This is a genomic window from Pseudonocardia sp. TMWB2A, assembly GCF_017312135.1.
Genome location: NZ_QKQY01000001.1, coordinates 1692040 through 1715717 on the forward strand (window position 1 = coordinate 1692040; position 23678 = coordinate 1715717).

General features: G+C 58.9%; 20 protein-coding genes. 6 read left to right on the plus strand and 14 right to left on the minus strand.

The window, feature by feature from the left end; genetic code table 11:
- Nucleotides 1-130 precede the first annotated feature (130 nt).
- On the plus strand, nt 131-1426 hold the full coding sequence (nhaA, locus tag DMP17_RS07865; RefSeq protein WP_337828513.1) for a Na+/H+ antiporter NhaA: 1296 nt from the start codon (nt 131-133) through the stop codon (nt 1424-1426).
- Between the two features lie 10 nt (nt 1427-1436).
- Here the strand turns inward: nhaA and DMP17_RS07870 are convergent, their stop codons facing one another.
- From DMP17_RS07870 to DMP17_RS07890, 5 genes are all read right to left on the minus strand, one after another.
- Nucleotides 1437-1787: a YbaN family protein gene (locus tag DMP17_RS07870; protein WP_337828514.1), complete on the minus strand. Its 351-nt coding sequence runs from the start codon at nt 1785-1787 to the stop codon at nt 1437-1439.
- Nucleotides 1787-2185 (minus strand): type II toxin-antitoxin system death-on-curing family toxin, encoded by a 399-nt coding sequence (locus tag DMP17_RS07875; protein ID WP_337828515.1) that lies wholly within the window; start codon nt 2183-2185, stop codon nt 1787-1789. The genes DMP17_RS07870 and DMP17_RS07875 overlap by 1 nt, the downstream gene beginning before the upstream one ends.
- Before the next feature lie 13 nt (nt 2186-2198).
- Nucleotides 2199-2426 (minus strand): AbrB/MazE/SpoVT family DNA-binding domain-containing protein, encoded by a 228-nt coding sequence (locus tag DMP17_RS07880; protein ID WP_337828516.1) that lies wholly within the window; start codon nt 2424-2426, stop codon nt 2199-2201.
- Nucleotides 2427-2510: 84 nt separating this feature from the next.
- Nucleotides 2511-3437 (minus strand): energy transducer TonB, encoded by a 927-nt coding sequence (locus DMP17_RS07885; protein WP_337828517.1) that lies wholly within the window; start codon nt 3435-3437, stop codon nt 2511-2513.
- 100 nt (nt 3438-3537) lie between these two features.
- On the minus strand, nt 3538-4458 hold the full coding sequence (locus DMP17_RS07890; protein WP_337828518.1) for a metallophosphoesterase: 921 nt from the start codon (nt 4456-4458) through the stop codon (nt 3538-3540).
- Here DMP17_RS07890 and DMP17_RS07895 point away from each other — a divergent pair.
- Entirely contained in the window at nt 4458-5276 is an 819-nt protein-coding gene (locus DMP17_RS07895) for an energy transducer TonB (RefSeq protein WP_337828519.1), read from the plus strand. The genes DMP17_RS07890 and DMP17_RS07895 overlap by 1 nt on opposite strands.
- Before the next feature lie 24 nt (nt 5277-5300).
- On the opposite strand, the gene DMP17_RS07900 is transcribed toward DMP17_RS07895, so the two are convergent.
- The 7 genes from DMP17_RS07900 to DMP17_RS07930 all read right to left on the minus strand — a co-directional run bounded on the left by DMP17_RS07900 (nt 5301) and on the right by DMP17_RS07930 (nt 11972).
- Nucleotides 5301-6644 carry a DUF389 domain-containing protein gene (locus DMP17_RS07900; protein WP_337828520.1) on the minus strand — a complete coding sequence of 448 codons (1344 nt, stop codon included), beginning with the start codon at nt 6642-6644 and terminating at the stop codon, nt 5301-5303.
- Nucleotides 6645-6666: 22 nt separating this feature from the next.
- Nucleotides 6667-7560 carry an energy transducer TonB gene (locus tag DMP17_RS07905; RefSeq protein WP_337828521.1) on the minus strand — a complete coding sequence of 298 codons (894 nt, stop codon included), beginning with the start codon at nt 7558-7560 and terminating at the stop codon, nt 6667-6669.
- 108 nt (nt 7561-7668) lie between these two features.
- Entirely contained in the window at nt 7669-8598 is a 930-nt protein-coding gene (locus tag DMP17_RS07910; protein ID WP_337828522.1) for an electron transfer flavoprotein subunit alpha/FixB family protein, read from the minus strand.
- Nucleotides 8598-9344 (minus strand): electron transfer flavoprotein subunit beta/FixA family protein, encoded by a 747-nt coding sequence (locus tag DMP17_RS07915; RefSeq protein ID WP_337828523.1) that lies wholly within the window; start codon nt 9342-9344, stop codon nt 8598-8600. The genes DMP17_RS07910 and DMP17_RS07915 overlap by 1 nt, the downstream gene beginning before the upstream one ends.
- Nucleotides 9345-9494: 150 nt before the next feature.
- Nucleotides 9495-10694: an ADP-forming succinate--CoA ligase subunit beta gene (sucC, locus tag DMP17_RS07920; RefSeq protein WP_337828524.1), complete on the minus strand. Its 1200-nt coding sequence runs from the start codon at nt 10692-10694 to the stop codon at nt 9495-9497.
- Nucleotides 10695-10815: 121 nt separating this feature from the next.
- Nucleotides 10816-11148, minus strand: coding sequence for a hypothetical protein (locus tag DMP17_RS07925; protein ID WP_337828525.1), 333 nt, complete (start codon nt 11146-11148; stop codon nt 10816-10818).
- Nucleotides 11145-11972, minus strand: a complete 828-nt coding sequence (locus tag DMP17_RS07930) for a competence/damage-inducible protein A (RefSeq protein ID WP_337828526.1) — start codon at nt 11970-11972, stop codon at nt 11145-11147. The genes DMP17_RS07925 and DMP17_RS07930 overlap by 4 nt, the downstream gene beginning before the upstream one ends.
- Nucleotides 11973-12013: 41 nt before the next feature.
- Here DMP17_RS07930 and map point away from each other — a divergent pair, with 41 nt between their 5' ends.
- The 4 genes from map to DMP17_RS07950 all read left to right on the plus strand — a co-directional run bounded on the left by map (nt 12014) and on the right by DMP17_RS07950 (nt 16473).
- Nucleotides 12014-12820, plus strand: a complete 807-nt coding sequence (gene map / locus DMP17_RS07935) for a type I methionyl aminopeptidase (protein WP_337828527.1) — start codon at nt 12014-12016, stop codon at nt 12818-12820.
- A gap of 189 nt (nt 12821-13009) precedes the next feature.
- The gene (locus DMP17_RS07940) at nt 13010-13348 is read left to right on the plus strand and encodes a P-II family nitrogen regulator (RefSeq protein ID WP_337828528.1); all 339 of its coding nucleotides are present in this window, start codon (nt 13010-13012) and stop codon (nt 13346-13348) included.
- Between the two features lie 222 nt (nt 13349-13570).
- A complete protein-coding gene (gene glnA, locus DMP17_RS07945) occupies nt 13571-14977 on the plus strand; it encodes a type I glutamate--ammonia ligase (RefSeq protein WP_443217837.1) in 1407 nt (468 codons plus the stop codon).
- Nucleotides 14978-15156: 179 nt separating this feature from the next.
- On the plus strand, nt 15157-16473 hold the full coding sequence (locus DMP17_RS07950) for a M20/M25/M40 family metallo-hydrolase (protein ID WP_337828530.1): 1317 nt from the start codon (nt 15157-15159) through the stop codon (nt 16471-16473).
- Nucleotides 16474-16949: 476 nt separating this feature from the next.
- On the opposite strand, the gene DMP17_RS07955 is transcribed toward DMP17_RS07950, so the two are convergent.
- On the minus strand, nt 16950-21272 hold the full coding sequence (locus DMP17_RS07955) for a translocation/assembly module TamB domain-containing protein (RefSeq protein WP_337828531.1): 4323 nt from the start codon (nt 21270-21272) through the stop codon (nt 16950-16952).
- A complete protein-coding gene (locus DMP17_RS07960; protein WP_337828532.1) occupies nt 21269-23560 on the minus strand; it encodes an autotransporter assembly complex protein TamA in 2292 nt (763 codons plus the stop codon). The genes DMP17_RS07955 and DMP17_RS07960 overlap by 4 nt, the downstream gene beginning before the upstream one ends.
- Between the last annotated feature and the right edge of the window lie 118 nt (nt 23561-23678).

Sequence of the window (23678 nt, forward strand, 5' to 3'; positions counted from 1 at the left end):
GACAGCCAACCGTGTGCTATGCGCGCACCATTAATAACGGCTCGCGCGCCGAGTCGAAAATCCCGCTAAAACATGAAAAACCCGCCTGATCGTCTTGCCAGACCACGGGTTACGTCCCTATCGTCCCCCGGTGAATCATCCGTTAGACCTCCCGCTTCGTCCTTTTTCCGTTTTGCGTCGCTTCCTCTATGGCGAAGCTGCGGGCGGGATATTGCTGATTTTTGCAGCGGCGCTTGCGATGATGCTCGCCAATTCCGAATGGGCCGACCTTTATTTCGCCTTCACCCATTTTGAAACAGGGCCGGTTCTGACCGATAAATTGGGGCCGATGACCGTGCATTTATGGGTCAATGACGGGCTGATGGCGATCTTCTTCCTGCTCGTCGGGCTGGAGATTAAACGCGAACTGATTGACGGGCGCTTGGCAACATGGAACCAGCGCCGGCTGCCGGTTCTCGCAGCCGTTGCGGGTATGGCTGCTCCTGCGCTTTTCTATATATTGATAGCGGGCGGCGATCCGCTATTGGTCAAGGGCTGGGCCATTCCGGCGGCAACCGACATTGCCTTTGCGATGGGGGTGCTGGCGCTGCTTGGATCCCGCGCACCGACCTCGCTCAAGCTATTCCTTGTGACGGTCGCAATTGTCGATGATATGGGCGCGGTCGCGATTATCGCGCTCTTTTATACCGCCGAGATCAACATGGTCGCACTGGTGGTCGCAGGCCTCATTTTCGCGCTTATGTATGTGATCAACCGCGGCGGCGTGCGCCATCTCGCGCCCTATCTGATTCTGGCAGCCTTGCTTTGGTATGCGGTGTTATTATCAGGCGTTCATGCGACGATTGCAGGCGTTCTCGCCGCGTTCACTATCCCGATCCGCGCAACCCCCGGCGCGCCCGACAGCACGGAATCGCCACTCCACCGGCTTGAACATGCGCTCCACCCTGCGAGCAGCTATTTCATCGTGCCGCTGTTCGGCTTTGTGAATGCGGGCGTGTCCTTTAGCGGGATGCAGTTTTCGGACCTCCTTGCCCCGCTCCCGCTCGGCATTGCGGCGGGGTTATTTTTAGGCAAGCAGGCGGGGATTTTTGCCGCCGTCTGGATTGCGGTCAAAAGCGGCTTTGCCCAGCGGCTGCGCGGCGCGACCTGGGTACAGGTTTATGGCGTCGCGATGCTGTGCGGTATCGGCTTTACGATGAGCCTGTTTATCGGCGGCCTGGCCTTTTCCAATCCGCAACGGATCGAAGATGCCAAAATTGGCGTGTTGACCGGGTCGCTTTTGTCCGCGCTGGCGGGCTTTCTCATTCTGCGCTTTGCCCCGCAGCACCCGCTCCATGCCGAGGTCGAGGCCGAGACCAGCGGGGAAATCGAAACCGACGGCGATGTTGCCGATATTGTCGAGAAAAAAGCCCCGCGCCCCGATTAGCCTTGCGCGCTTATTCGGGCCGTGTCCAAATCCATGTGCCGCCAATCAGCGCGGCGGCGAGCGGGATCAGCGCCCACGGCGTGGTCAAGTGCCATAGGCCGATGCCAACGCTGACCGCAAAGGCTAAACTAGCGGCGACCTTGCCCTTGCGGCTGATCGCCCCGCGTGTGCGCCAAGCTTGGATATGCGGGCCATAGGTCGGATGCTCGACCAACCAGCGTTCGGCCTTGGGATTGCCGCGCGCAAAGCAGAAGGCGGCAAGAATAACGAACGGCACGGTAGGGAGCAGCGGCACAAACACGCCAATCGCGCCAAGGCCCAGCGACGCCCAGCCCGACCCTGTCCATAAATGCCGCCGCATTAACCCGCCACCAGATGCTGGCGGAACCAGTCGGCCAATTCCTCCTCGCTAAGCTCGCCTGCGGCAAGGGAAATGACGGTTTCAATCGCATCCTGCTGCACAAATTCGAGAACATGGCCGTTGAGCGCGAGAAACAAACGCGCCGACACCCAAGCAGTCCGCTTATTGCCATCGGCAAAGGGATGGTTGCGCGCGATGCCGAACGCATAGGCCGCCGCCAGCGCGGCTGCATCATCCAGCCCGTAGTGCCATTGATTAACTGGCCTTGCCAAAGCCGAATCGAGCAGGCGTTCATCGCGCACGCCCGCAATCCCGCCATGTTCGGCAATCTGCCGGTCATGGATAGCAAGCGCATCGCGCGCGTCGAGCCAGTAAGGCTCTATGCGAATCACGGTCATAAAGCGTCAGCCGCTATTGGGCGAGGACATGGAGAATGTCCCTGTCTTCACGCATAATCGTTTCGGCCAGCGCCATCTTTGCTTCAAAGCCGGGATCGGTAGGCGTCAGATGATAACCGTTCGCGGTTTCGGTAAGATACAGGCTATCCCCCTGCGCCACGCGCAGATGCGCCAGCACTTCTTTGGGGAGAATGACACCGGCGCTATTGCCGACCTTGATGATTTTGAGCGGCTTGTTCATACAAATGTTATAACATTTGTGAAAAGCTGCGGCAAGCGGCTCTCATACTCAAGTTGCCGCTGCGTCACGGGTGCGCCATCAGCCTCAGCCCGGGCGGCGGATCCTGAACCGCACCGAGCGTTGCCACACGGAATCCATCGCCTTGCCCTCGCCGTCGAGCGCGGGGGCAAAGCGCGCACGTTTCATCACCGCGCCGCAAACCGCATCGTCAAACGCTTCGGGGCGCGTGCTTTCCTGAATCAGGCAGGAGCGCGGTATCCCGTCTGCGCCGACAATGAGGCGGAACTGCACCAGAGCGCCTTGCCGTTCGCGCAGCATCTCGTCCGGATAATCGAAGGTCGTCAGCCATTCTGAAGGGCTTTCGAGCGCGCGCGCATAGCGGCTTAGCGTCTTGTAATGCACCGGATCAATCGCCCATTTTTTGAGGAGATCGTCGATGCAGGTATCGAGCGCGCTAAAGGCTTTGCCCATATTGCCAAGCTCCAACGTAACCGGTTTCATCATATGCCTGTCCACCGTCAGCGTGCGCACCGCCGCCATGCGTTCAGGGCTCACGATAGGCACAGGACGCGCGCGTGCCTCGCTTTCCTGTGCGGCCTCGTCCTCCTCCGGAACTTCGGCTTCCCGCGCGGCCACCGTCATCGCGCGCGGCATGATCATGGCGACAAGGCCACCGGTTTCGCCGGACAGAAACTCGACCTGTTGCGCATGCTCGGCAGGGCCGAAGCGCAGTGATACGCGTCCTGATGTCTTCCCGAAATTGCGCGCGACCGGCTTACCTGCGAGGGTAAGCTGGAAATAGGGGCCAGGCGCATAATGGTTGAATATCGCCACCACCACATCATCGCCTTGGCCGAACTGGCGCATCAGGCGGCAACTCTCTTCCTTATAGTCGACTACCCAAGCGGAAGAAGGCTTGATAATATGTGCCTCATCCTTTGCCGCTACGGGCTGGGCGACAAGCGCTGATGAGGCCAAAAGAGCAAGAGCGAGCGAGATGGGATGGCGCATAAAGCATGGCATATCACGGCTTATCCTGCGCACAAGAGCCTATCTTTCTTTTACATATGCCCTGTCCGCAACAACGGCTTTTTTAATCATCCGCTTACGCTCATGGCCCGACCGTCAACAGCCACATATCGGGGTCCGCGCGAAAGCGTAAGGGTAGGATGCTGGTGCCAAGACCTGCGCTGACATAGAGGGTTTTGCGCCCCTCGCGCACCTTGCCGCACGCATAACGGTGGCCGAAGCGCGTCACCGATGCCAATGTATCAAGCCCCGGAAAATTAATCTGCCCGCAATGGGTATGGCCTGCAACGATGAGCGGCACACTGTCGGGCACTTCCGGCATAATATCCGGGCTGTGCGACACGATAACGGGGAAGCCTTCCAACCTCTCCATTTGTGCAAGCGTGCTGTCCACCCGCGCATGACCGGTGAAATCATCATCGACCCCGCCGACGACAAAGGGACCAGCCTGCATCGCCTGATTACGCAGCACGATGATACCTGATGCGGCAAGCGCGGCTTCTATCTCATGCTGGTCGCGCCAATAATCATGATTGCCCAAGACCGCGATGGTGCCATAGCGGGCCTTCAATCCGGCCAAGGGCGCAAGCGCTTCCGCTCCCGGATAATGGTGCGTCGCGGCCAACTTGTCGGAGACAAAATCGCCCGCAAACAGAATGAGTTCAGGCTTTCGCGCATTGATCTGCGCCACCAACCGCGCCACGCGAGCGGGCGACATATCAGGCCCGGCCACATGAAGGTCGGAGAGTAGGAGGATACGGGCAGGCGGCGCAGCGTCAGGCCAACCTGCAACCCGTACCCTATCCTGCCGCACCACCGGATCACGCAGGGCCGCGCTATACATATAGGCGGTGAATAGGGCCACGACCCCCAACACCGCCAATAAAAATTTGCCTAATCGTCGCACCTTATACTCTCGCTTCCCGTTCCCGCTTGCACAGCTTTCCCGATATTCTATGCTTCGTCCAGAGGGAGAGGACATTGCCGATGTTTCATCGAACATTGATCACCAAACTGACCTTGATGGCGCTTTTGACAGGAACAGCCCAACCGGCTTTGGCCGCGCCGCTGGAACCGTCCGGTCCGTGGACTCTGGATTATGGCGACACGGAATGTCGGCTGGTCCGCGATTTCGGCACAGGGAATAATCGGGTAGCGCTGCGGATTGCCCGCGGCGCGACACTCGACACTTATGATGTCATTCTTGCAGGCTATACATTGCCCTATAGCACAAGACCGGCCGATATCAGCCTCACAGCCACGCCGCTCAACCTCACAACCGAAGTGTCTGCATTGCCTTACACAATCAAGGATTCCAAGTTGCGGATCTGGCGCTGGTTTAATCTGGAGGCGGATTTTATCGAACGGCTGGACGATCAGCAGACGCTGAACTTTACCGGCGTACGCACTATGGATGTGAAGATCAGGACGCCGGGCCTCGCCAAAGGTATCAAGGCGCTCAAAACCTGTCATGAAGATTTACTGAAAAACGTCTTCAAGCTTGATCTGGCCGCGTTGAACGCGCTCGGCAAATTGCCGGAGCCGGTAGGCCAACCGCACTGGTGGATAACTACCGATGATTATCCACGCTCGGCCTTGTCCGCCAACCAATCGGGAACGACACAATTTTCGCTTGTCGTCGATCCTGCCGGTAAACCTAAAAGCTGTAATATTCTGGCCTCGAGCGGCGTTGTGGCGCTGGACCAAACCACCTGCGCCCTCATGATGGCGCGCGCCAAATTCAAACCCGCCGAAGACAAGGATGGCAATCCGACGACCGGCCTTTGGTTACGCTCGGTGCGCTGGATGGTGCCGCTGTAAAAAACGAAGCTGTTGCGCCGCCCCTTACCTAGAAGCCGACTGCGGGGTTAGCGTCTGCGATAAAGCCCCCTGCCGCACCAGCCAGCTAGGATAGGCTTGGGCCGCGCTTTCGATGATGCGGTCGGTAGCAAAGCGGATAGCGGGCTGTTCGCTATCCCGCGCACGGGCGATGATGACGGTGCGGGTGTCGGGGTCGACCATGATGCGGTCGCGCGTCACCAGACCGCCGAGCATTAACCGTTCCACCAGCGCGCCGCTTTCCTGCGCGCGCTGTTCCAAAGCGGTGATGCGGCGGGTAAGACCGTCTTCGGCCTGCTCGACCTCATTGGTTTGCTGACGAAGCTGGGCTAGTTGCACTTCGGCGGGACGGCCCAGCCGCTCGCTAATCTTGGCGGCAAGGTCGCCGTTAAGCTTGCCATGATAGCGGTCGATCAGCACCACGCCGTCGACCATCACCTTGCCATCGACCCCGCGCACATTGAGCGCGTCGATGCGCTCGCCATTCGATAATTCTTCCTGCAACACATTCTGGACGACAATGCGCGCGCGATATTCGCGCGACAGATTGTTGAGCGAGATAGCGAGCGGGATGGACAGGATGCCGAGCGTCGCCAATATACCCAGCACTTGCATCATGGTGTGCTGCCGCGTCAGGTGAGGCCCGAAGCGGTTGATGCGCGCAATCGCGGTCGCCGACAGGCCGATGGCGAGCGTATTCGTAAGGAATAGCAGCATCGCGCCCCACGCAAAATCCATCCGCCCCGTCGCCAAACCGAACCCTACGGTGCTGAGCGGCGGCACCAGTGCGGTCGCAATTGCGACCCCCACCATCACGCCCGACATTTTGCGCATAATCGCATAGCCACCCGCTATCCCGCCGACAAAGGCAACGCCAAGGTCGAGCAGGTTTGGCTGGGTGCGGCCCCTGATTTCGCTGGTTACATCCTGTATGGGGGACATCCACACGATCAGCATCGCGACCAGTATCGCAACCACCATCCCTGCGCCCAATGTCGTGAGCGCGCGCTTGATGAGCGTGCTGTCAATCGTGGCAAGGCCAAAGCCCATACCCATGATCGGCCCCATAAGGGGCGATACCAGCATCGCGCCAATCACCACGGCTGCGGAATTTTGCAGTAGCCCCAAGGTCGCAATCGCGGCGGACAAAAGGATGAGCAATAAAAATTTGCGGTCGAGCCGCGCATCACGCGCAACGCTCGCCAAAATCAACGCGCGCCCGTGACCATCGTCCCGTGCACGCGCTTTATTATCATCCGCCCCCGCCTTGCGAGAGGCGGAAGCCCGGCGTCCACCGGCATTAAAGCCTGCAACACCGGGCCTCGGCATGATTGAGCGCTTTCCTGTCATCAGAGATATAAAATCCGCCGGATCACGGAATCCGGAAACGTACTGTACGCCGGAAATAAGATGCGACGGGCTTGCCTTCGCGGTCGATAGCCGGTTCGAAATTCGCCCGCTTCACCATCGAATGGCATACCGCATCGTCAAAGGCTTTGGGGCGGGTTGTTTCCAATATATGACATGCGGTTACGGCACCTGTTGCATCCACATCCAGCCGGAACTGGACCATCGCCGGTTGGCCCGCACGCAACATATCCGTTGGGTAGTCAATTGTCCTTATCCAGGAAGTATAATTGTCTTTAGGCGTTGCGCGGCGCTGGAGCGTTTTTTCCTTTTGAATGTCAAAACCCCAAGATTCGACGAGATTGTCGGTGCAGGCCGACAAGGCCGCAAAAGGTTTTTGCAGCGCTCCGGTTTCCAGAATGAGCGGCGCCTGCTGCTTTTTTCCGACTGAAAGATAGGAAATGGCTGCAAATCTTTCCGGCGCGATTTCTTTGGGCGCGCTCAACCGTGCAATAGCATCCGCAACCGTATAACCTTCAATTTTTTCAACGCCCATATAAGAAAATATCAGCGCCGGGACATCTCCAAGTGAACCTTCTTCAAATTCCTTTTCCTGTGCCTGTTCTTTCGGTCCGAACTGGACAAGGACTTCGCGGGCTCCGAAAAATTTGCGGAGGGGCTTTCCAGCCAGAGTCATCTGGAAGTCGTCCTCCGGACCGTAGCGGTTCATGATTAATGTAACCATCTCGTCCCCGGCGCCGAATTGACGCAGCAGACGGCAACCATTGTCCGCATAATTCACGACCCATTTTGACGAGGACTGGAGCCGGACGGGCTGTTCTTCGCCAGCAACAGCCTGTGTGGCGGGAAGCATGGTCAAAAAAGCCAAAGTCAGGTGGTGAATCAAACGCAATTTCATTCCCCTTCACGAATCGCTGCAGCTTAAAAGGGTCGGATGATTTTGCACCATAAAAAAGAAAGGCGGCCATACCGGACCGCCTTTCTTTTTACATAATGCGCCGAAAGCTTACAGCTTTTGCGTCAGTTCCGGAACGATCTGGAATAGGTCGCCGACAAGGCCGATGTCCGCCACCTGGAAAATCGGGGCGTCTTCATCCTTGTTGATGGCGACGATGGTTTTTGAATCCTTCATGCCCGCAAGATGCTGGATCGCGCCCGAAATGCCGATGGCGATATAGACTTCCGGTGCAACAATCTTGCCGGTCTGGCCGACCTGATAATCGTTCGGCGCATAGCCTGCATCGACCGCCGCGCGGCTTGCCCCAACGCCTGCGCCCAGCTTGTCCGCAAGCGGGTCAAGCAAAGCGTGGAATTGTTCGCTGCTGCCAAAAGCGCGGCCACCCGATACGATGACCTTGGCGCTCGTCAGTTCCGGACGTTCGGACTTGGCGATTTCTGCCGATACAAAGCTCGACACACCCTTGTCGCCGGTCGTGCCCACCGCTTCTACGGTGCCCGAACCGCCGCTGGCTGCCGCCTTGTCGAACGCGGTGCCGCGCACGGTGATGACAAGCTTCGGGTCCGACGTTTGCACGGTTGCAATCGCGTTGCCCGCATAGGTCGGGCGCGTGAAGGTGTCGGCGCTTTCGACCGAAAGAATGTCGGACAATTGCATCACATCGAGCAGAGCCGCAACGCGCGGCGCGATATTCTTGCCGTTCGACGTAGCGGGCGCAAGGAACGCATCATGGCTGCCCATAAGGTCAGCGATAAGCGGCGCGACATTTTCCGCGAGCGCATGGGCATAAGCCGCATCGTCCGCAACATGGACCTTGCCCACGCCTTCGATAGCGGCAGCTTCCTTGGCCACCGCATCAACGCCTTGTCCCGCAACGAGCAGATGCACTTCGCCAAGCTTTGCCGCAGCCGTCACAGCCGAGAGCGTTGCGTCCTTGACGGCGTTACCGTCATGTTCAACCCAAACCAGCGTTTTCATTATGCGACTCCCAATGCTTTGAGTTTAGCAACCAGTTCATCGACGCTGCCGACCTTGATGCCAGCCTGACGCACCGGCGGTTCGCTGACCTTCAAGGTCTTCAGACGCGGCGCGATGTCGACGCCATAATCTTCAGGCTTCTTGGCCGCGAGCGGCTTTGATTTGGCCTTCATGATGTTGGGGAGCGAGGCATAGCGCGGCTCGTTCAAACGCAGGTCGGTGGTGATGATCGCGGGGATTTTGAGGCTCACCGTTTCAAGACCGCCATCGACTTCGCGGGTCACGGCCACCGTGTCGCCAGACACTTCGACCTTGGACGCGAACGTACCTTGGCCCCAGCCGGTCAGCGCGCCGAGCATCTGGCCGGTCTGGTTCGAATCATCGTCAATCGCCTGCTTGCCGAGGATGACAAGACCGGGCTGTTCTTCATCGACAATCGCTTTCAGCAATTTGGCAACGCCCAGCGGCTCGACTTCGGCGTCGCTTTCGACGAGGATAGCGCGGTCGGCACCCATCGCAAGCGCGGTGCGCAGCGTTTCTTGCGCCTTGGCCGGACCGACCGACACGGCAATGATTTCCGTCGCAACGCCCTTTTCTTTGAGGCGGATCGCTTCTTCCACCGCAATTTCGTCAAACGGGTTCATGCTCATCTTGACGTTGGCAAGGTCAACACCCGTGCCATCCGCCTTGACCCGCGGCTTTACGTTAAAATCGATCACCCGTTTTACGGGTACCAGGACTTTCATCTTTCCTATCCTTTCCCAATGAATCGCGCTTCACTAGAGACAGCGTAGTTGACGTTCACGTTAACGTCAATATTTGACCGTCCGGTGGAGGCAAGCTTTGGTTCAACGCTGGTTGCCAAACCTCACCCCCCGCCGGACCGTAAAACCGGATCAGGCGACGTTGCGCACTTCGGCCACAATCTTTTGCGCGGCATCGCCAAGGTCGTTAGCAGGCACAATCGGCAGACCCGAATTGGCGAGGATTTCCTTGCCCAAATCGACATTGGTGCCTTCAAGACGGACCACAAGCGGAACCGACAGATTCACTTCCTTGGCTGCGGCCACAATGCCTTCGGCGATGATGTCGCATTTCATAATGCCGCCAAAGATGTTGACGAGGATGCCCTTGACCGCCGGGTCGTTCAAAATGATCTTGAACGCCGCCGTCACCTTTTCCTTGGAAGCACCGCCGCCAACATCGAGGAAGTTTGCGGGGAATTCGCCGTTCAGCTTGATGATGTCCATCGTCGCCATCGCAAGGCCTGCGCCGTTCACCATGCAGCCGATATTGCCGTCCAATTTGATGTAAGCGAGGTCATATTTCGACGCTTCGATTTCCATCGCATCTTCTTCGGTAAGGTCACGCAGTTCGGCAATGTCGGGGTGGCGGAACATGGCGTTGCCGTCAAAACCGACCTTGGCGTCGAGGACGAGCAGCTTGCCATCGTCGGTGACGGCGAGCGGGTTGATCTCAATCTGTTCGGCATCGGTGCCGATGAACGCATCATAAAGCTTGGCCGCAACATTGGCGGCCTGCTTGGCGAGGTCACCGGTGAGGTCGAGCGCCGCCGCAACCGCACGGCCATGATGCGGCTGGAGACCGGTGGCCGGATCAATCGTGATGGTGTGGATTTTTTCGGGGCTGTCATGCGCAACATCTTCGATGTTCATGCCGCCTTCGGTCGAGGCGACAAATGCGATGCGACCGCTGGCACGGTCGACGAGCAGCGCAAGGTAAAACTCCTTGGCGATGTCCACACCGTCGGTCACATAAAGGCGCTGCACCTGCTTGCCTTCGGCGCCGGTCTGGATGGTGACGAGCGTGTTGCCGAGCATATCCTTGGCCGCCGCTTCAACCTCTTCCTTGGTCTTGGCAAGGCGCACACCGCCCTTGGCATCGGGGCCGAGTTCCTTGAACTTGCCCTTGCCGCGGCCACCGGCGTGGATTTGCGCTTTGACCACATAAAGCGGGCCGGGCAGGCTATCGACGGCCTTGACCGCTTCTTCCACGGTCATCGCGGCCACACCGGCGGGTACAGGCACGCCAAATTTTGCGAGCAATTCCTTGGCCTGATATTCGTGAATGTTCATGAAAACTGTCTCCTGCTTGAAGGGCGGATGTTTCGAGTCCGATAAAAACTTGCCCGCGCTTAAGCACAGCAGGACGCGGATGAAAAGGCCTTGGGCCTAGGAAATTGGTCTAATGGTGGCTCTAAAGCTGTTGCACCGCACAAATTGCCGCCGAGGAGGTGGCGACACCCAAAATTTCCCCGTCTTTAAGCGCACGCACGCGGTGGAGAAACTGGTCGATGCTCATATCACCGATATTTTTGCCGCGCATGGATTCGAGCGCGGTCAATTTGCGCAACTGTTCGAGCGAAAGCCGGTCGACCATGCGCTGGGCCATACAGGCGGACATGGGCTTGGACAGGCCTGCATTATACAGTCCGTTGCGCAGTCGGGTTTCCGGCGTCGCACAGCCCGCAAGCGCGGCACAGCCAGCGACAATAAGCGCGCTGCGCGCCATCATACGCATGGTCTTCATTCAATACCTCCTGCCACATAATCATAGCCCAAGGCGACCAAGCCCGCCGCGATTTCCGCCGCACAGGCCTGCGCGTCGGCCAGACTGGTCGAACGCACCACGAAATTGCCGCCGACCTTGCCTTGACGGTAGAAAGGATAGCTCCCGACCTGACAACCATTATGGTTGCGCTCGGCCGCTTCCAGCATCGCGGCGATTTCGCTTTCGGGGGCAAAGGCACCCAAAGTTACCGACTGTAACGGCGCGCCGCCTTCCAAGCTCCCGTCCAGCCCCGCGAGCATCCCTGCGGTAATATGCGGCACCCCTGCCATGATGAATAAATTGCCGATGCGGATGCCCGGCGCGCCTGACATCGGGTTGGGGATAAGGTCCGCACCGTCCGGCACCCGCGCCATTCTGAGCCGCCCTTCGTTAAGTCCGCCTCTATCGGTATAATATCGTTCCAACGTCGCGCGCGCTTCGGGGTGGATGACAACGCCCACGCCCAACGCCTTGGCAATCGCATCGACGGTAATATCGTCATGCGTCGGGCCGATCCCGCCGGTGGTAAAAATATAATCATAGCGCGCCCTGAGCGCATTGACGGCAGCAACAATCTCGTCCTCGACATCCGGCACCACGCGCACCTCGCGCAAGCGGATGCCTTGGACATTGAGCCAGCTTGCAATTTGCGCGATATTTTTATCCTGGGTACGCCCTGACAAGATTTCATCGCCGATAATGGCGATGCCGGCGGTCCAGATGCGCGGCGAGCCGCTCGGAGGGGATGGGGCGTCAGTCATGACTACTAGGCTTAGCCCGTTTCTCCCCTCTCGCAAAGTCATCCGTTCATCGCTATATCTCGTGGATGGTTGAATATCAGGTGATGACAGGAAACGCCGTTGCGCAGCGCGACGGGACAATCAAACTCCACGATGCGCAAGGCTTTGCCGGGATGCGCAAGGCGGGTAGATTAGCGGCGGAAATATTGGACGCCATGACGGATTTCGTCCAGCCCGGCGTCACCACCGCCCAGATAGACGACAAGGTGCGCGAAATGACCTTGGCGGGCGGCGGCATCCCTGCAACGCTCGGTTATCGCGGCTATGCGCATAGCTGTTGCACCTCGATCAACAATGTCATCTGCCACGGCATCCCCAATGACAAGCCGTTAAAGGAGGGCGATATCATCAATATTGATGTGACCCCGATTGTCGATGGCTGGCACGGTGACACCAGCCGTATGTATCTGGTCGGCGATGTGTCTATCAAAGCCAAGCGGCTGGTCGATGTGACCTATGATTGCCTGATGATTGGCATTGAGCAGGCCAAACCCGGCAATTTCCTCGGCGATATTGGCGCGGCCATTTATGATTATGCGTCCAAATACCGCTATGGCGTGGTGCGCGATTTTTGCGGGCATGGCCTTGGCACCATTTTCCACGACGCCCCCGAAGTCGTCCATGCCGCCCGTGCGGGCACCGGCCCCGAACTGCGCCCCGGTATGTTCTTCACCATCGAACCGATGATCAATATCGGCAAGGATGGTGTCAAAATATTAGACGATGGCTGGACCGCCGTCACCCGCGACCGCACCCTTTCGGCACAATTTGAACATAGTATCGGCATCACCGAAACCGGCTGCGAAATCTTCACCGAAAGTCCGGCGGGGAAGCATAGGCCGCCTTATTGAGCGAGTGCCTAAAATTTAGGCTCGCTTTGGCCGATCTGCCTAAATTTTAGGCAGCTATCGCCGTGTGGCTTTGACATCGGCCCCAACCCTCCACGATTCGTCATTTGGCACGCTCTTCGCATAGTGCGGTGCAGCATATATGCGCGCGCTTCCATTCCCTTGCGGGGCGCGCTCGAAAAGGGGACGATAATGAAGAAGATCGAGGCGATCATCAAACCGTTCAAGCTGGACGAGGTCAAAGAGGCGCTGCATGAAGTCGGCGTGAGCGGCATCACCGTCACCGAAGCCAAGGGCTTTGGCCGTCAGAAGGGCCATACAGAACTTTATCGCGGCGCGGAATATGTCGTCGATTTCCTCCCCAAGGTGAAGCTGGAAGTCGTGGTCGATGACGACCTCGCCCCGCGCGTCGTCGAAGCGATTGCCCAAGCCGCGCAAACCGGCCGCATCGGCGACGGCAAGATTTTCGTGCTCCCGGTCGAAAGCGCGCTGCGCATCCGCACGGGTGAGCGTGACAGTGACGCGATTTAAAGGGCAATCCATTGATGCCCGCCCGAACCCGTCTATTGATGCCCCCAACCCCGCTAGTCCTGAGCTTGTCGAAGGACGGGGTGTGATACCGATAAACGCCCTTCGACAGGCTCAGGGCTAACGGAAATAATCAACCGGACTTAATCAAACGTATTTTCCTATATTTACCCGAACAAACCAACAAACCCACATCGCAGGAAGGCTCCAATTTCCATGTCAAAAGTGAAACCCGCAGACATTCTCGCCCGCATCAAGGATGAAGAGATTGAATGGGTCGATGTCCGCTTCACCGATCCCAAGGGCAAGTGGCAGCACCTCACCATGTGCGCGAGCGCGATGGGCGAGGATGAGCTGACCGACGGCCTGATGTTCGACGGCTCGTCCATCGAAGGCTGGAAGGCGATCAACGAAAGCGACATGGTGCTAAAGCCCGACTTGGAAGCCGTCTATGTCGATCCGTTCAGCGCAACCCCTATGCTCATCCTTTTCTGTGACGTGGTCGATCCCGCAACCGGTGAACTCTATAGCCGCGACCCGCGCTCGACCGCCAAACGCGCCGAAGCCTATGTCAAAACCACGGGCATTGGCGACACCGTCTATGTCGGCCCCGAGGCCGAATTTTTCATGTTCGACGATGTGCGTTTTTCCAGCGGCTATAACCATAGCAGCTTCCATCTCGACGATATTGAACTGCCCACCAACACCAGCCGCGAATATGAAGGCGGCAATATGGGCCACCGCCCGCGCGCCAAGGGCGGATATTTCCCTGTGGCGCCGGTGGATAGCGCTGTCGATATTCGCGGCGAAATGGTCGCGACGATGCTCGAAATGGGGCTCCCTTGCGACAAGCATCATCATGAAGTCGCCGCTGCCCAGCATGAGCTTGGCATGACCTTTGGCACGCTCACCGAAACCGCCGACCGGATGCAGATTTACAAATATGTCGTGCATCAAGTCGCCCATGCTTATGGCAAATCGGCGACCTTCATGCCCAAGCCCATCAAGGATGATAACGGGTCGGGGATGCACACCCATATCTCGATCTGGAACGGTAAGGAGCCTTTGTTCGCGGGCAATGGCTATGCGGGCCTGTCCGACATGGCGCTCTATTTTATCGGCGGCGTTATCAAGCATGCCAAGGCGCTGAACGCCTTCACCAACCCCACGACCAATAGCTATAAGCGGCTGGTTCCGGGTTTTGAAGCGCCGGTGCTGCTCGCTTATTCGAGCCGCAACCGCTCGGCATCCTGCCGTATTCCTTATGGTGCGGGCGCGAAGGCCAAGCGCGTGGAATTCCGTTTCCCCGATGCGCTGGCGAACCCCTATCTTTGCTATGCTGCGATTTTGATGGCGGGGCTGGATGGCATCCAGAACAAGATCCATCCCGGCGATGCGATGGACAAGAATCTCTACGACCTGCCGCCCGCCGAGTTGGAGCAAGTCCCGACCGTATGCGCGAGCCTGCGCGAAGCATTGGAATCGCTGCAAGCGGACCATGACTTCCTGCTCAAAGGCGATGTCTTCTCGAAGGACCAGATCGAAGCCTATATCGGCATCAAATGGGACGAAGTCTACCGCTTCGACATGACCCCCAGCCCGGTCGAATTCGACATGTATTATAGCGGATAATCGCCCGCATTAGCACTAAACATACGCCCCGGAAGTCCACACTTTCCGGGGCGTTTTGTATGCAGCCTCTCTCCTTTCGCGCGAGCGCCGTTTCGGGCATAGCCAAGCGCATGACGACGGATTAGGGTCGGCGCACATCATAGACCGGATACAAAAACAGGGAGTTTGAGAGGATGATAGTGCGCACCGCCTTGATGGCCTTGTTGCTGGTAGGTGCGGCGATGCCTGCCTCGGCGCAACTGACCGCACCCGAACAGCGTATGGCCGCAACGGTCGATGCCGAATATGAACGCTCGGTCGCGCTGCTTGAAAAGCTGGTCAACCAGAATAGCGGTAGCCTCAACATGGCGGGTGTCAAAGCGGTGTCCGAAATGATGCGCGCCGAGCTGGAGCCGTTGGGTTTTACCGTGCGCTGGGAAGATATGACCACAACGGGCCGTGCGGGCCATTTGATCGCAACCAAAAAGGGCAACGCGGGCACCAAAAAATTGCTGCTCATCGGGCATCTCGATACGGTGTTCGAGCCGGATTCGCCGTTCCAAAAATTCACCCGCCGCAAAGAGGCAGGCAAGGATGAAGCCGAAGGACCCGGCGCTGGCGATGATAAGGGCGGGATGGTCGTAATTGTGTCGGCCTTGCGCGCGATGCAGGCCGCCGGAACGCTTAAAGATGCGAATATCGAAATCGTGCTGACGGGCGATGAGGAAGATTCCGGCGACCCCATCGAAACCGCGCGCGCGAGCCTGATCGCGGCGGGCAAGCGCGCCGATGTGGCGCTTGATTTTGAAGGGCTGTCGGTCGATGGCGGCAAGGATATGGGGAGCATCGCGCGGCGCTCGTCAAATAGCTGGCGGCTGACGACACGCGGCGAAACCGGGCATAGCTCCGGCATTTTCACGCCCGAAGCCGGTGACGGTGCGATTTATGAAATGGCGCGGATTATCGCGCGCTTCCGCACCGAATTGCCCGAACCCAATCTGACCTTCAATGTCGGGTTGATTGCAGGGGGGCAGGAGGCGACGCTCGACAAGGATGGCATCCGCATCGAGGCCAAGGGCAAGACCAATATCATCCCCTCTATCGCGATTGCGCGCGGCGATTTCCGCACTTTGTCGCAAGAGCAGACCGACCGCGTTGTCGCCAAGATGAAAGCGATTGTGGCGGCCCATGCGCCCAAAACCGGCGCTGACATCCAGTTCGATCAAGGCGCTTATCCGGCAATGGCGCCGACCACAGGCAATAAGGCGCTGCTCGCTAAGCTGAACGGGGTCAACCGCGATATGGGTTTGCCCGAAATGGCCGCGCTGGACCCGTTAAAACGCGGCGCAGGTGACATCAGCTTTGTCGCGCAAGATGTGGACGGACTGGTCGGTCTTGGCACCGTGAGCCGCGGCGACCATGCGCCGGGCGAAACAGTCGACCTCGACAGCATCAAACGCCAAGCCAAACGCGCGGCAATTTTTATGACAAGACTGTCGCGGGAGAAGGCAGAGTAAATTTTCTTGCTCTCTGCATGGGCGTAATGCGGAGGCAGAGAGGTGGGGTATCCCCTAAAAGAATTGAGAATTTCACGCGGAGGCGCGGAGGCGCGAAGAAAGGGGATTGGTTCACGCAGAGGCGCAGAGGACGCAGAGAACCAGAGGAGTGCGATCTCCATTAAGTCTGTTTTCTCTGCGTCCTCTGCGCCTCTGCGTGAAATCTTTTTGTAGGCTGCCTAGCCGCTCTAGTGAAAGCGCTACCCTTTTCACCCGTTCGTCCTGAGTAGCCCCGCAAGGGGCGTATCGAAGGGCTTACGCGCATATCTTGTCTGTCCTTCGATACGGCTCTTCGAGCCTACTCAGGACGAACGGAGGGGGGGGCCGGAATGGTTTTGGCAAGGCAGGACACGGACAATGCCGGTGAAACGCCTTATCTCTCCCCTCACTTCTTACCGCACCCCTTCCCTATCGTCGCTTCCCCTCGAAACCCCTCCTCAATAATCCTTCTCGGCTTTGAGGTTGATCGAGTGGCGACCGATTGTTGACACTGACCCCAAAATCGACAGCCAGCGGGTGATCGCGAATTCGGTTTGGGTTGCGCTATAGCCCTGCCCGTCGGTGATGACCTCTACATAAAGTTTGCGGGTGATATATTTGCCCGCGGCAATCGCGGTTTTGCGGCCCGTCAGTTCATCGGGCGACAGGATGCGCAGGCGGTCAAGGCCGATGGCATCACGCAACGCATTGATCGGGTCCAGCCCGCCGCCGCCGCGCAGGCTCGCAACCGCAACGCCCAATTGTGCAGCTTCGGTCACCGAAATATTGGTGATCGATTCGCCGAACAGGATGCGCGAGAGGAGTTCATCTTCGGGGAGTGCAGGCACGGACGAGAAAGTGATTTCCGGCTTTTGCCCCGTGCCCGCAATCGAGATGGTCGCATTAAGTCCGCTCACATCGCTGACCGCAGTGATGTCGAGGATCGGGTCGGCGGGGACGGTGCCTGTAAAGGTGATATCGCCCTTTTCCAGTTCGAACAGACGGCCGGCAAATTGATAATCGCCGCGCATCAGTGTTGCCGATCCCAATATGCGCGGTTCGGTCACGGTGCCGCTGATAAGAAGGTCCGCCGCCCAGATGCTGTTCAGCCCCATGCCGGTTACGCGCAGGCCGTCATCGGCCTTGGCGGTAATGTCGAAGCGCCAAGGCATAGTTGGGGTCAGCGCGAGTTGCTGGTCGTCAAAGCCTTCCTCGCCCGGCTTGTTGATTTCGCGCACATTGATGACAGGCAAGGCTTCGGCAGCGGTCGCCTGCCCCAGCACGAACGATCCTTCATTGAGGATCAGATTGCCCTCGATAATGCCGCCGCTCGCATCGCTTTGCATATGGACGGGCCCGGTCACAACCGCCGTCATGTCGTCGCGGTCGATGAGCAAGGCTTTTTCCGCGTCGATGTTGAGGTTCATTGCAAAGCCGCGTTCAGCCGACAGTTCAAACGTGCCACTGCCGGTAACTTTGCCGCCATCCTTGGTTTCGCCGCTAAATTCGCGCAGTTCCAGCTTGGAGCCGTTAAAGCGGCCCACGGTCGAAACATTGGTGACGACGGTGCCGGTCACCGCATTTTCCAGCCGCGCATTTTTCGCGCGCACCGCCCCGTCAATATCCGGATTGGCAAGCGTGCCGGACACATCCGCCGCAATAGCAACGGGGCCGGACAGGTCTACCGCTTCAACGCCGGTCAAGCGCCACAGCGTATCCGCCGCGCCATTATAGCGGGCCTGCGCAAACAGCGGCGCGTTCATCAGCCGCTCCATCAGATTATTGCTGCCGCCGAGCGGGGTCGCCTTGGCCTGGATGCGGCCAATCGTCTGCCCGTCGCTTACAATGACGCCGCGCATCGAGGCGCTGTCGCTGTCCAGCACCGCATTGATCGCCGCGTCCACCGGTTTGGAAGCGAGCGCAAGGCCGGAGCGGGTGAGGTTGGTCACGCGCAATTCCACCTGCCCCGTCGGCGCCCCGCGCGCGGGCGCGCGATATTGCACCACACCATTGGCGATGCCGCCAAGCTGCAAGGTCGGATTGATCGCATCGAGCAGCGACAGCGGCATATTTTTAAGCGCCGCATCGATCTCGGTTGTCTCCCCGCCGAACAGGCCTGCGACACGGATCGAGCCGCCGCCATAAAGGATTTCGGTCGCCGCCAAGCGCCAGCCCGCGCCTTCGCGTTCGAGCAATAGCGGATATTTGAACGTCACCGGACGGCCTGCGAGCGTACCCGAACCCGTCACGCGGATTGCATTGGGGCTGAATTGCGCATTGCCGCTAAAGCTGATGCCGCGCGGGCCGACGCCGACAAACTGGCCGGTCGCTCCGCCGACGCCATCGACCATTTTAACTTCGCCCTTGATGGTCGAAAAGCGGATGCCGCTGCCTTCGACGCCCTCGGCATCGACGGTAGCGTCGATGGTGAGCTTGGTCATATCGCCAAGCCCGCGCAGGTCGCGAATATCGGCCTTCAAGTGCCGCGCCTTATAGCCAAAGCCTTCGACGCGGGTGAGGTCAACCTGACCGACAATCACCGGCCCGCTGTCGAGCAGACGCGCAGTCCCGCGGATCGTGCCTTCGCCAATCCTGACCGGCGGAGGTCCGGGGAAATTCACATCCTTGGCGGTGAGGTCCATCACCACTTCCTGCACCCCGCCACGCACGCCAAGGTCGAGTGTGCCGTCAAGTCCGCCGCCGGTAATCGCAAGCGTTCCGGCCATGCCGCCGGTGACGGGACGCAGCTTGCCGCTCGCGGTGGTTTCGGCAACCGTGAGTGCCACAATGTCAATCACCGTATCGCCCTTGGCAGGCAGCAAAATCGCGCCATTGCTGGTGAACGGGCCAAGCCGCGACTGGCCTTGTGCGGTATAGCGATAGCCTTGTGCATTGGGGAGCAGATGCACCTCCACATCGGCCAAGCCCGCCGCATCCATCGGCCGCGCAAGGAACAGGTCCACCTTGGGCCGCGTAATATCGCCGTCCAAAGTGATTTTCAGTGGCCCATATTGGCGATGGGTACCGGTTCCGGTGAAATGGAATGTGCCGTCGGGGCGGCGATAGCCGTTCGCTGTTGCTGTGAGCAAAGGCGAGGTGATGCGCAAATTGTTGAGCGCCAAGCGCCCGTCCGGCGTCATCACCAAATCAGTCGTAAGGCGCGGATTGCCGCCCGCCAAAGTCTTGAAGAAACTATTGTCGAGGCGCGTTACCTGCGCCACCGCATTGCCGACGACATTGATGCCGCTGCCGAGCGGCGAGACTTTCAACTTGCTGACAATATCGACGCGGCCCAGCCCCGGAATTTCATAACCCGGCAAGCGGCCATCAAAGCCGACATTATAGCGCCCGCTCGACAGGTCGGCATTAACGACCATCTGGCCGTTAATCCGGCTGGTGCGCACCTGCATCAAATTGCTCGACAATTCATTGCCGCGCAGGCGGAAGGTGCCATCTACAGTGACATTGCGGGTGAGCGCGTCGGCCATTTCACCATTGCCGGTGATGCTCGCAACGCTCGCGCGCATCGGGATCGACTGGATAGTGCCAGCCGACCAGTTGCCGGTGCCGCGAATATCGACTGTATTCAATATATTACGGCCAAATTCCATGCGCGGCGAGGTGATGCGATAATTAAAGCGCGGTGCCATGAACGGCCCGTCGAGCCGCAAGGTTGCGCGCAGATCGCGTCCCTTCATCGACGTCATCAAGGCTTGCGGCCGGGTGACGCGGCTGTCGATATTCATGCCGACAAAGCGGCGGTCCTTGAGACTGGCAACTCCGGTTGCGGTCGCCGACAGCGCCGCCGATTTGAACGCAAAGCGGCCATCGACGACATTATCCTTATAAAGGGTATTAATATCGACATCGACACCGCCGCGCGTGATGCGCTGGATCATGCCGGGCGCGACCACATATTCGGGGCGGATTTTACCCTTGGCGGTATAGCGGCCCTCGGTAGCGGTCAGGAACAGCGACGCCAGTTCCTGCTTGTCGGTTTTGGCGGACAAAGCGCCGGTCCATTTGGCCCAGCTACCATTGCCCTTGAGCGCAAGGCCAATGGGCTTTTTGATGCCCGTCATCCCCGCCAATATCCCATTGTCGGGCGCAGACAGGCTGGCATCAATATCAAAGATATTTTCGTCCGGCACCGCGATCAGCGCGATGCGCGCATTATCCTTGGTGTCGAGCGACTGCACCGCCAGATTAACATCGGCGCGGCCCCCGCGCACATCGGCCTTGCCCTCCAGCCCGACCGCATAAAAGCGCCCCGCAATCGATTCATTGAGAACCAGCCGGTCGACCTTATAATGGCCAAGACGGATGTTGAAGCCGGGCAGGATCGATTTTTTCTCGTCGTCCGGAATGAGCGCGGGCATCCGCAACAGATCGGCTTTGGCGACCCATAAATCGTCAATGTCGAGCGTGTTCTGGAACACGAAACGCACCGGATTCCAGTCCAGCTTGGCTTCATTGGCGGTGAAGAAAATGCCTTCGGGATCCCCCAATTGCAGATCGCGGATGGTCGCGCGGCCATAAATGGAGCCGTCGATCCGCCCGATCTTTATCTTCAAACCGGATTTGGGATTTTGCTCTTCGATGCGGTCGATGATGAAGCGGTGGCCGGGTTGCGTATCGAGGAGGAACGCAATCCCGCCGATCAGCAGCAATGGCAGCAAGCCGAAAAACAGCATCCAGCGCGCAACCCGCACCCGCCACCGACGCTTTTTCGGTGTTTCTGGCGGCCCCGGCGGAATGATCTCGTCGATTATGTCGTTCAAAAGGCCTGCCCCAACGACACATAGACCGCGACCCAGGGATCCCCTTGGCGGCGGTTGATTGGGGTAGCAAGGTCGATACGGATCGGCCCGAACATACTATAATAGCGAAGCCCTATCCCCGCCCCCATCTGGAAACCGGACAGGTCGGGATAGGCATTGGTATAAACATTGCCCGCGTCAAAGAAGGGCACAATGCCAAGATTGCCGCCCATAATACCGCGCAGACGGATGCGCGCTTCGATCGACAATTCGGCCAAGCCCTTGCCGCCCAACGGCTTGCCGTCAATGTCACGCGCGCCGATGGATTGATAGCCATAGCCGCGCACAGACCCGCCGCCGCCCGCATAATAGCGGCGCGAGGGTGCCAGCTCATTGTCGCCGGAGCCGACAATCGTGCCATAACGCGCGCGCCCTGCCAGCACGATATTTTCGCCGACCGGATAATAATAGCTGCCGTCAATTTGCGCGCGGACATAAGGGAAGGTGCCGCCCTTGAACGACAATTCCGGCGACACGCGCCCGCCCAAACGGAAACCGCTGGTCGGGTCCAGCCAGTCGTCGGTGCTGTCATAATAAAGGCTCATCGGGATTGCCCCGATGAAATAGGTGCGCCGCAAATCCCCGCCAATCGCTTCGACATAAGAGCGTTCGTCGGTCGCAATCAATTCAGCGCCCAGCGACCAGGTCCATTCTTTCTGGAAGATGAGGTTCGACTGGCGTTCAAGCGAGGCGCTCAGCGACACGGTGCGCGCGTCATAGGCATCGCGGTCGAGATGGCTCGCCAAGGCTTCGACCGAAAAGACACGGTCGCGCTGCCCGAAATTATTGCGGCGGAAACGCAGCGAGCCTAATTGTTCGCGCGTCCCGCCGACCACGCGCACCAAGACCGCCCCTTCGGGCGGGAACATATTGCGATGCTCCCAGCCGATTTCGGCGCGGAAACCTTCGCCGGTGCCATAGCCAAGCTGGCCCGAAATAGTGCGCGGCGGCGCAGGTGTCATCGCCACTTCAATATCAACCTGATCGGGCGAAGCGGATTCGACCGGCTTGATCTGCACCGAAGAAGCCAGCCCGGTCGCGATCAGCGCGCGGCGTAAATCTTCGACCATCGAGGCTTTATAGACTTCGCCCTGATCAAAGCGCGCAATGGTTTGCATATGGTCCGCGCCGAACGGCTTGGTGCCGCTCGACACGATATTGCCGAAATTGCGCTTGCCGCCGGGTTCGACCGGCTGGTCAAGCTGGCCCGCTTGCTTGGCATGATCGACCACAACGCTTTCTTCGCCGACCTTGCCGAACGGATAGCCATTTTCCTGCATATCGGTGAGCAGCGAATTTTGCGCGAGTTTCAATTCGTCCGCATCGACCGGATCGCCGACATTGACGCCAAAGGCTTCGCGGAAACGGGGTTCATCCTGCCCCGTGGTTTCAAGCCCGCGCACCTTAACTTCATCATAAGCGAAGCGTTCGCCCGGCGTTACCGTATAGGTTACAGCAATCTTGTTCGATCCCTGAGGGCGTTCGATGGCGACATCAACCTTGCCGCCATAATAGCCGTCGGTGCGCAGCATCTGCATGAGCGTTTCATGGTCATTGCGCGCGCGGCGGTTGATCTGGGCGATATTGGCTTCATCGCCATCCTTGGCGTCGAGTTCCGAAAGCCCGGCAAAGCGCGCCTTGAACGCATCATTGACCGCAGGCTCCGGCCCTTCGACCTTGACGCCATAGCGCCGTTCGGTCGCGGCATCGGAAAAGAGCGCATCGCGGTCTTTCTCCGCATCTGTCTGCGCCATATCGACCGGCGGCGGAGTGCCGGGGGCTGCGCCATTTCCGGTGCCGGGCTGGGCCAGCTCGATGGGCGGGAGGCCCGGAATATTGCCGCGATTGGCAGCGGCAGCGAGCGCCTCGTCGCTGAGGCTCGGCGGGAGCGCGGCCATCGGCTGCGCCATGTCGGGCCAGGTCACCGGCACATCGGGCATCGGGTCAAGCGGCGCTTCGGGGTCAAGCGTCGTGAGGTCGCTGAACGTCGGCAGCGTGACTTCGACAATATTGCCTTGACCCGGCGTATTGGCGGGCGGCGTCGAACTGGGCTGGGCAGGCTCGGCTTGCGGAGCGGTTTGCGCGGTGACAGGCACGGCTATGCCCGCCATACAGAATATGGCCGCACCGCCCATCAGGGCATGACGTATATTCCGGACAGTCATTCGCACGTGTCGATCCGTCCACTGAGCGTTCACGAGCAAAAAAAGCCTTTTCGTTTCGGATGGAGGCAGGCAATGCGCCGCCATCTTCCTTGGACCCTCACGCGCAACCCTATACTGCAGTTTTCATTAACGCAAATATGCATTGCATTAACTTGGGTTGGAATGCGACGGACTGTGTGCGTAAGGCAACAGGCACACGCTA

What these genes read in the sequence shown, in the direction of transcription:
- DMP17_RS07870 (WP_337828514.1), bottom strand. Translation starts at nt 1,787, where the DNA reads ATGCGGCGGCATTTATGGACAGGGTCGGGCTGGGCGTCGCTGGGCCTT.
- DMP17_RS07875 (WP_337828515.1), bottom strand. Translation starts at nt 2,185, where the DNA reads ATGACCGTGATTCGCATAGAGCCTTACTGGCTCGACGCGCGCGATGCG.
- DMP17_RS07880 (WP_337828516.1), bottom strand. Translation starts at nt 2,426, where the DNA reads ATGAACAAGCCGCTCAAAATCATCAAGGTCGGCAATAGCGCCGGTGTC.
- DMP17_RS07885 (WP_337828517.1), bottom strand. Translation starts at nt 3,437, where the DNA reads ATGCGCCATCCCATCTCGCTCGCTCTTGCTCTTTTGGCCTCATCAGCG.
- DMP17_RS07890 (WP_337828518.1), bottom strand. Translation starts at nt 4,458, where the DNA reads ATGTTCGATGAAACATCGGCAATGTCCTCTCCCTCTGGACGAAGCATA.
- DMP17_RS07900 (WP_337828520.1), bottom strand. Translation starts at nt 6,644, where the DNA reads ATGACAGGAAAGCGCTCAATCATGCCGAGGCCCGGTGTTGCAGGCTTT.
- DMP17_RS07905 (WP_337828521.1), bottom strand. Translation starts at nt 7,560, where the DNA reads ATGAAATTGCGTTTGATTCACCACCTGACTTTGGCTTTTTTGACCATG.
- DMP17_RS07910 (WP_337828522.1), bottom strand. Translation starts at nt 8,598, where the DNA reads ATGAAAACGCTGGTTTGGGTTGAACATGACGGTAACGCCGTCAAGGAC.
- DMP17_RS07915 (WP_337828523.1), bottom strand. Translation starts at nt 9,344, where the DNA reads ATGAAAGTCCTGGTACCCGTAAAACGGGTGATCGATTTTAACGTAAAG.
- sucC (WP_337828524.1), bottom strand. Translation starts at nt 10,694, where the DNA reads ATGAACATTCACGAATATCAGGCCAAGGAATTGCTCGCAAAATTTGGC.
- DMP17_RS07925 (WP_337828525.1), bottom strand. Translation starts at nt 11,148, where the DNA reads ATGAAGACCATGCGTATGATGGCGCGCAGCGCGCTTATTGTCGCTGGC.
- DMP17_RS07930 (WP_337828526.1), bottom strand. Translation starts at nt 11,972, where the DNA reads ATGACTTTGCGAGAGGGGAGAAACGGGCTAAGCCTAGTAGTCATGACT.
- map (WP_337828527.1), top strand. Translation starts at nt 12,014, where the DNA reads ATGACAGGAAACGCCGTTGCGCAGCGCGACGGGACAATCAAACTCCAC.
- DMP17_RS07940 (WP_337828528.1), top strand. Translation starts at nt 13,010, where the DNA reads ATGAAGAAGATCGAGGCGATCATCAAACCGTTCAAGCTGGACGAGGTC.
- DMP17_RS07960 (WP_337828532.1), bottom strand. Translation starts at nt 23,560, where the DNA reads ATGGCGGCGCATTGCCTGCCTCCATCCGAAACGAAAAGGCTTTTTTTG.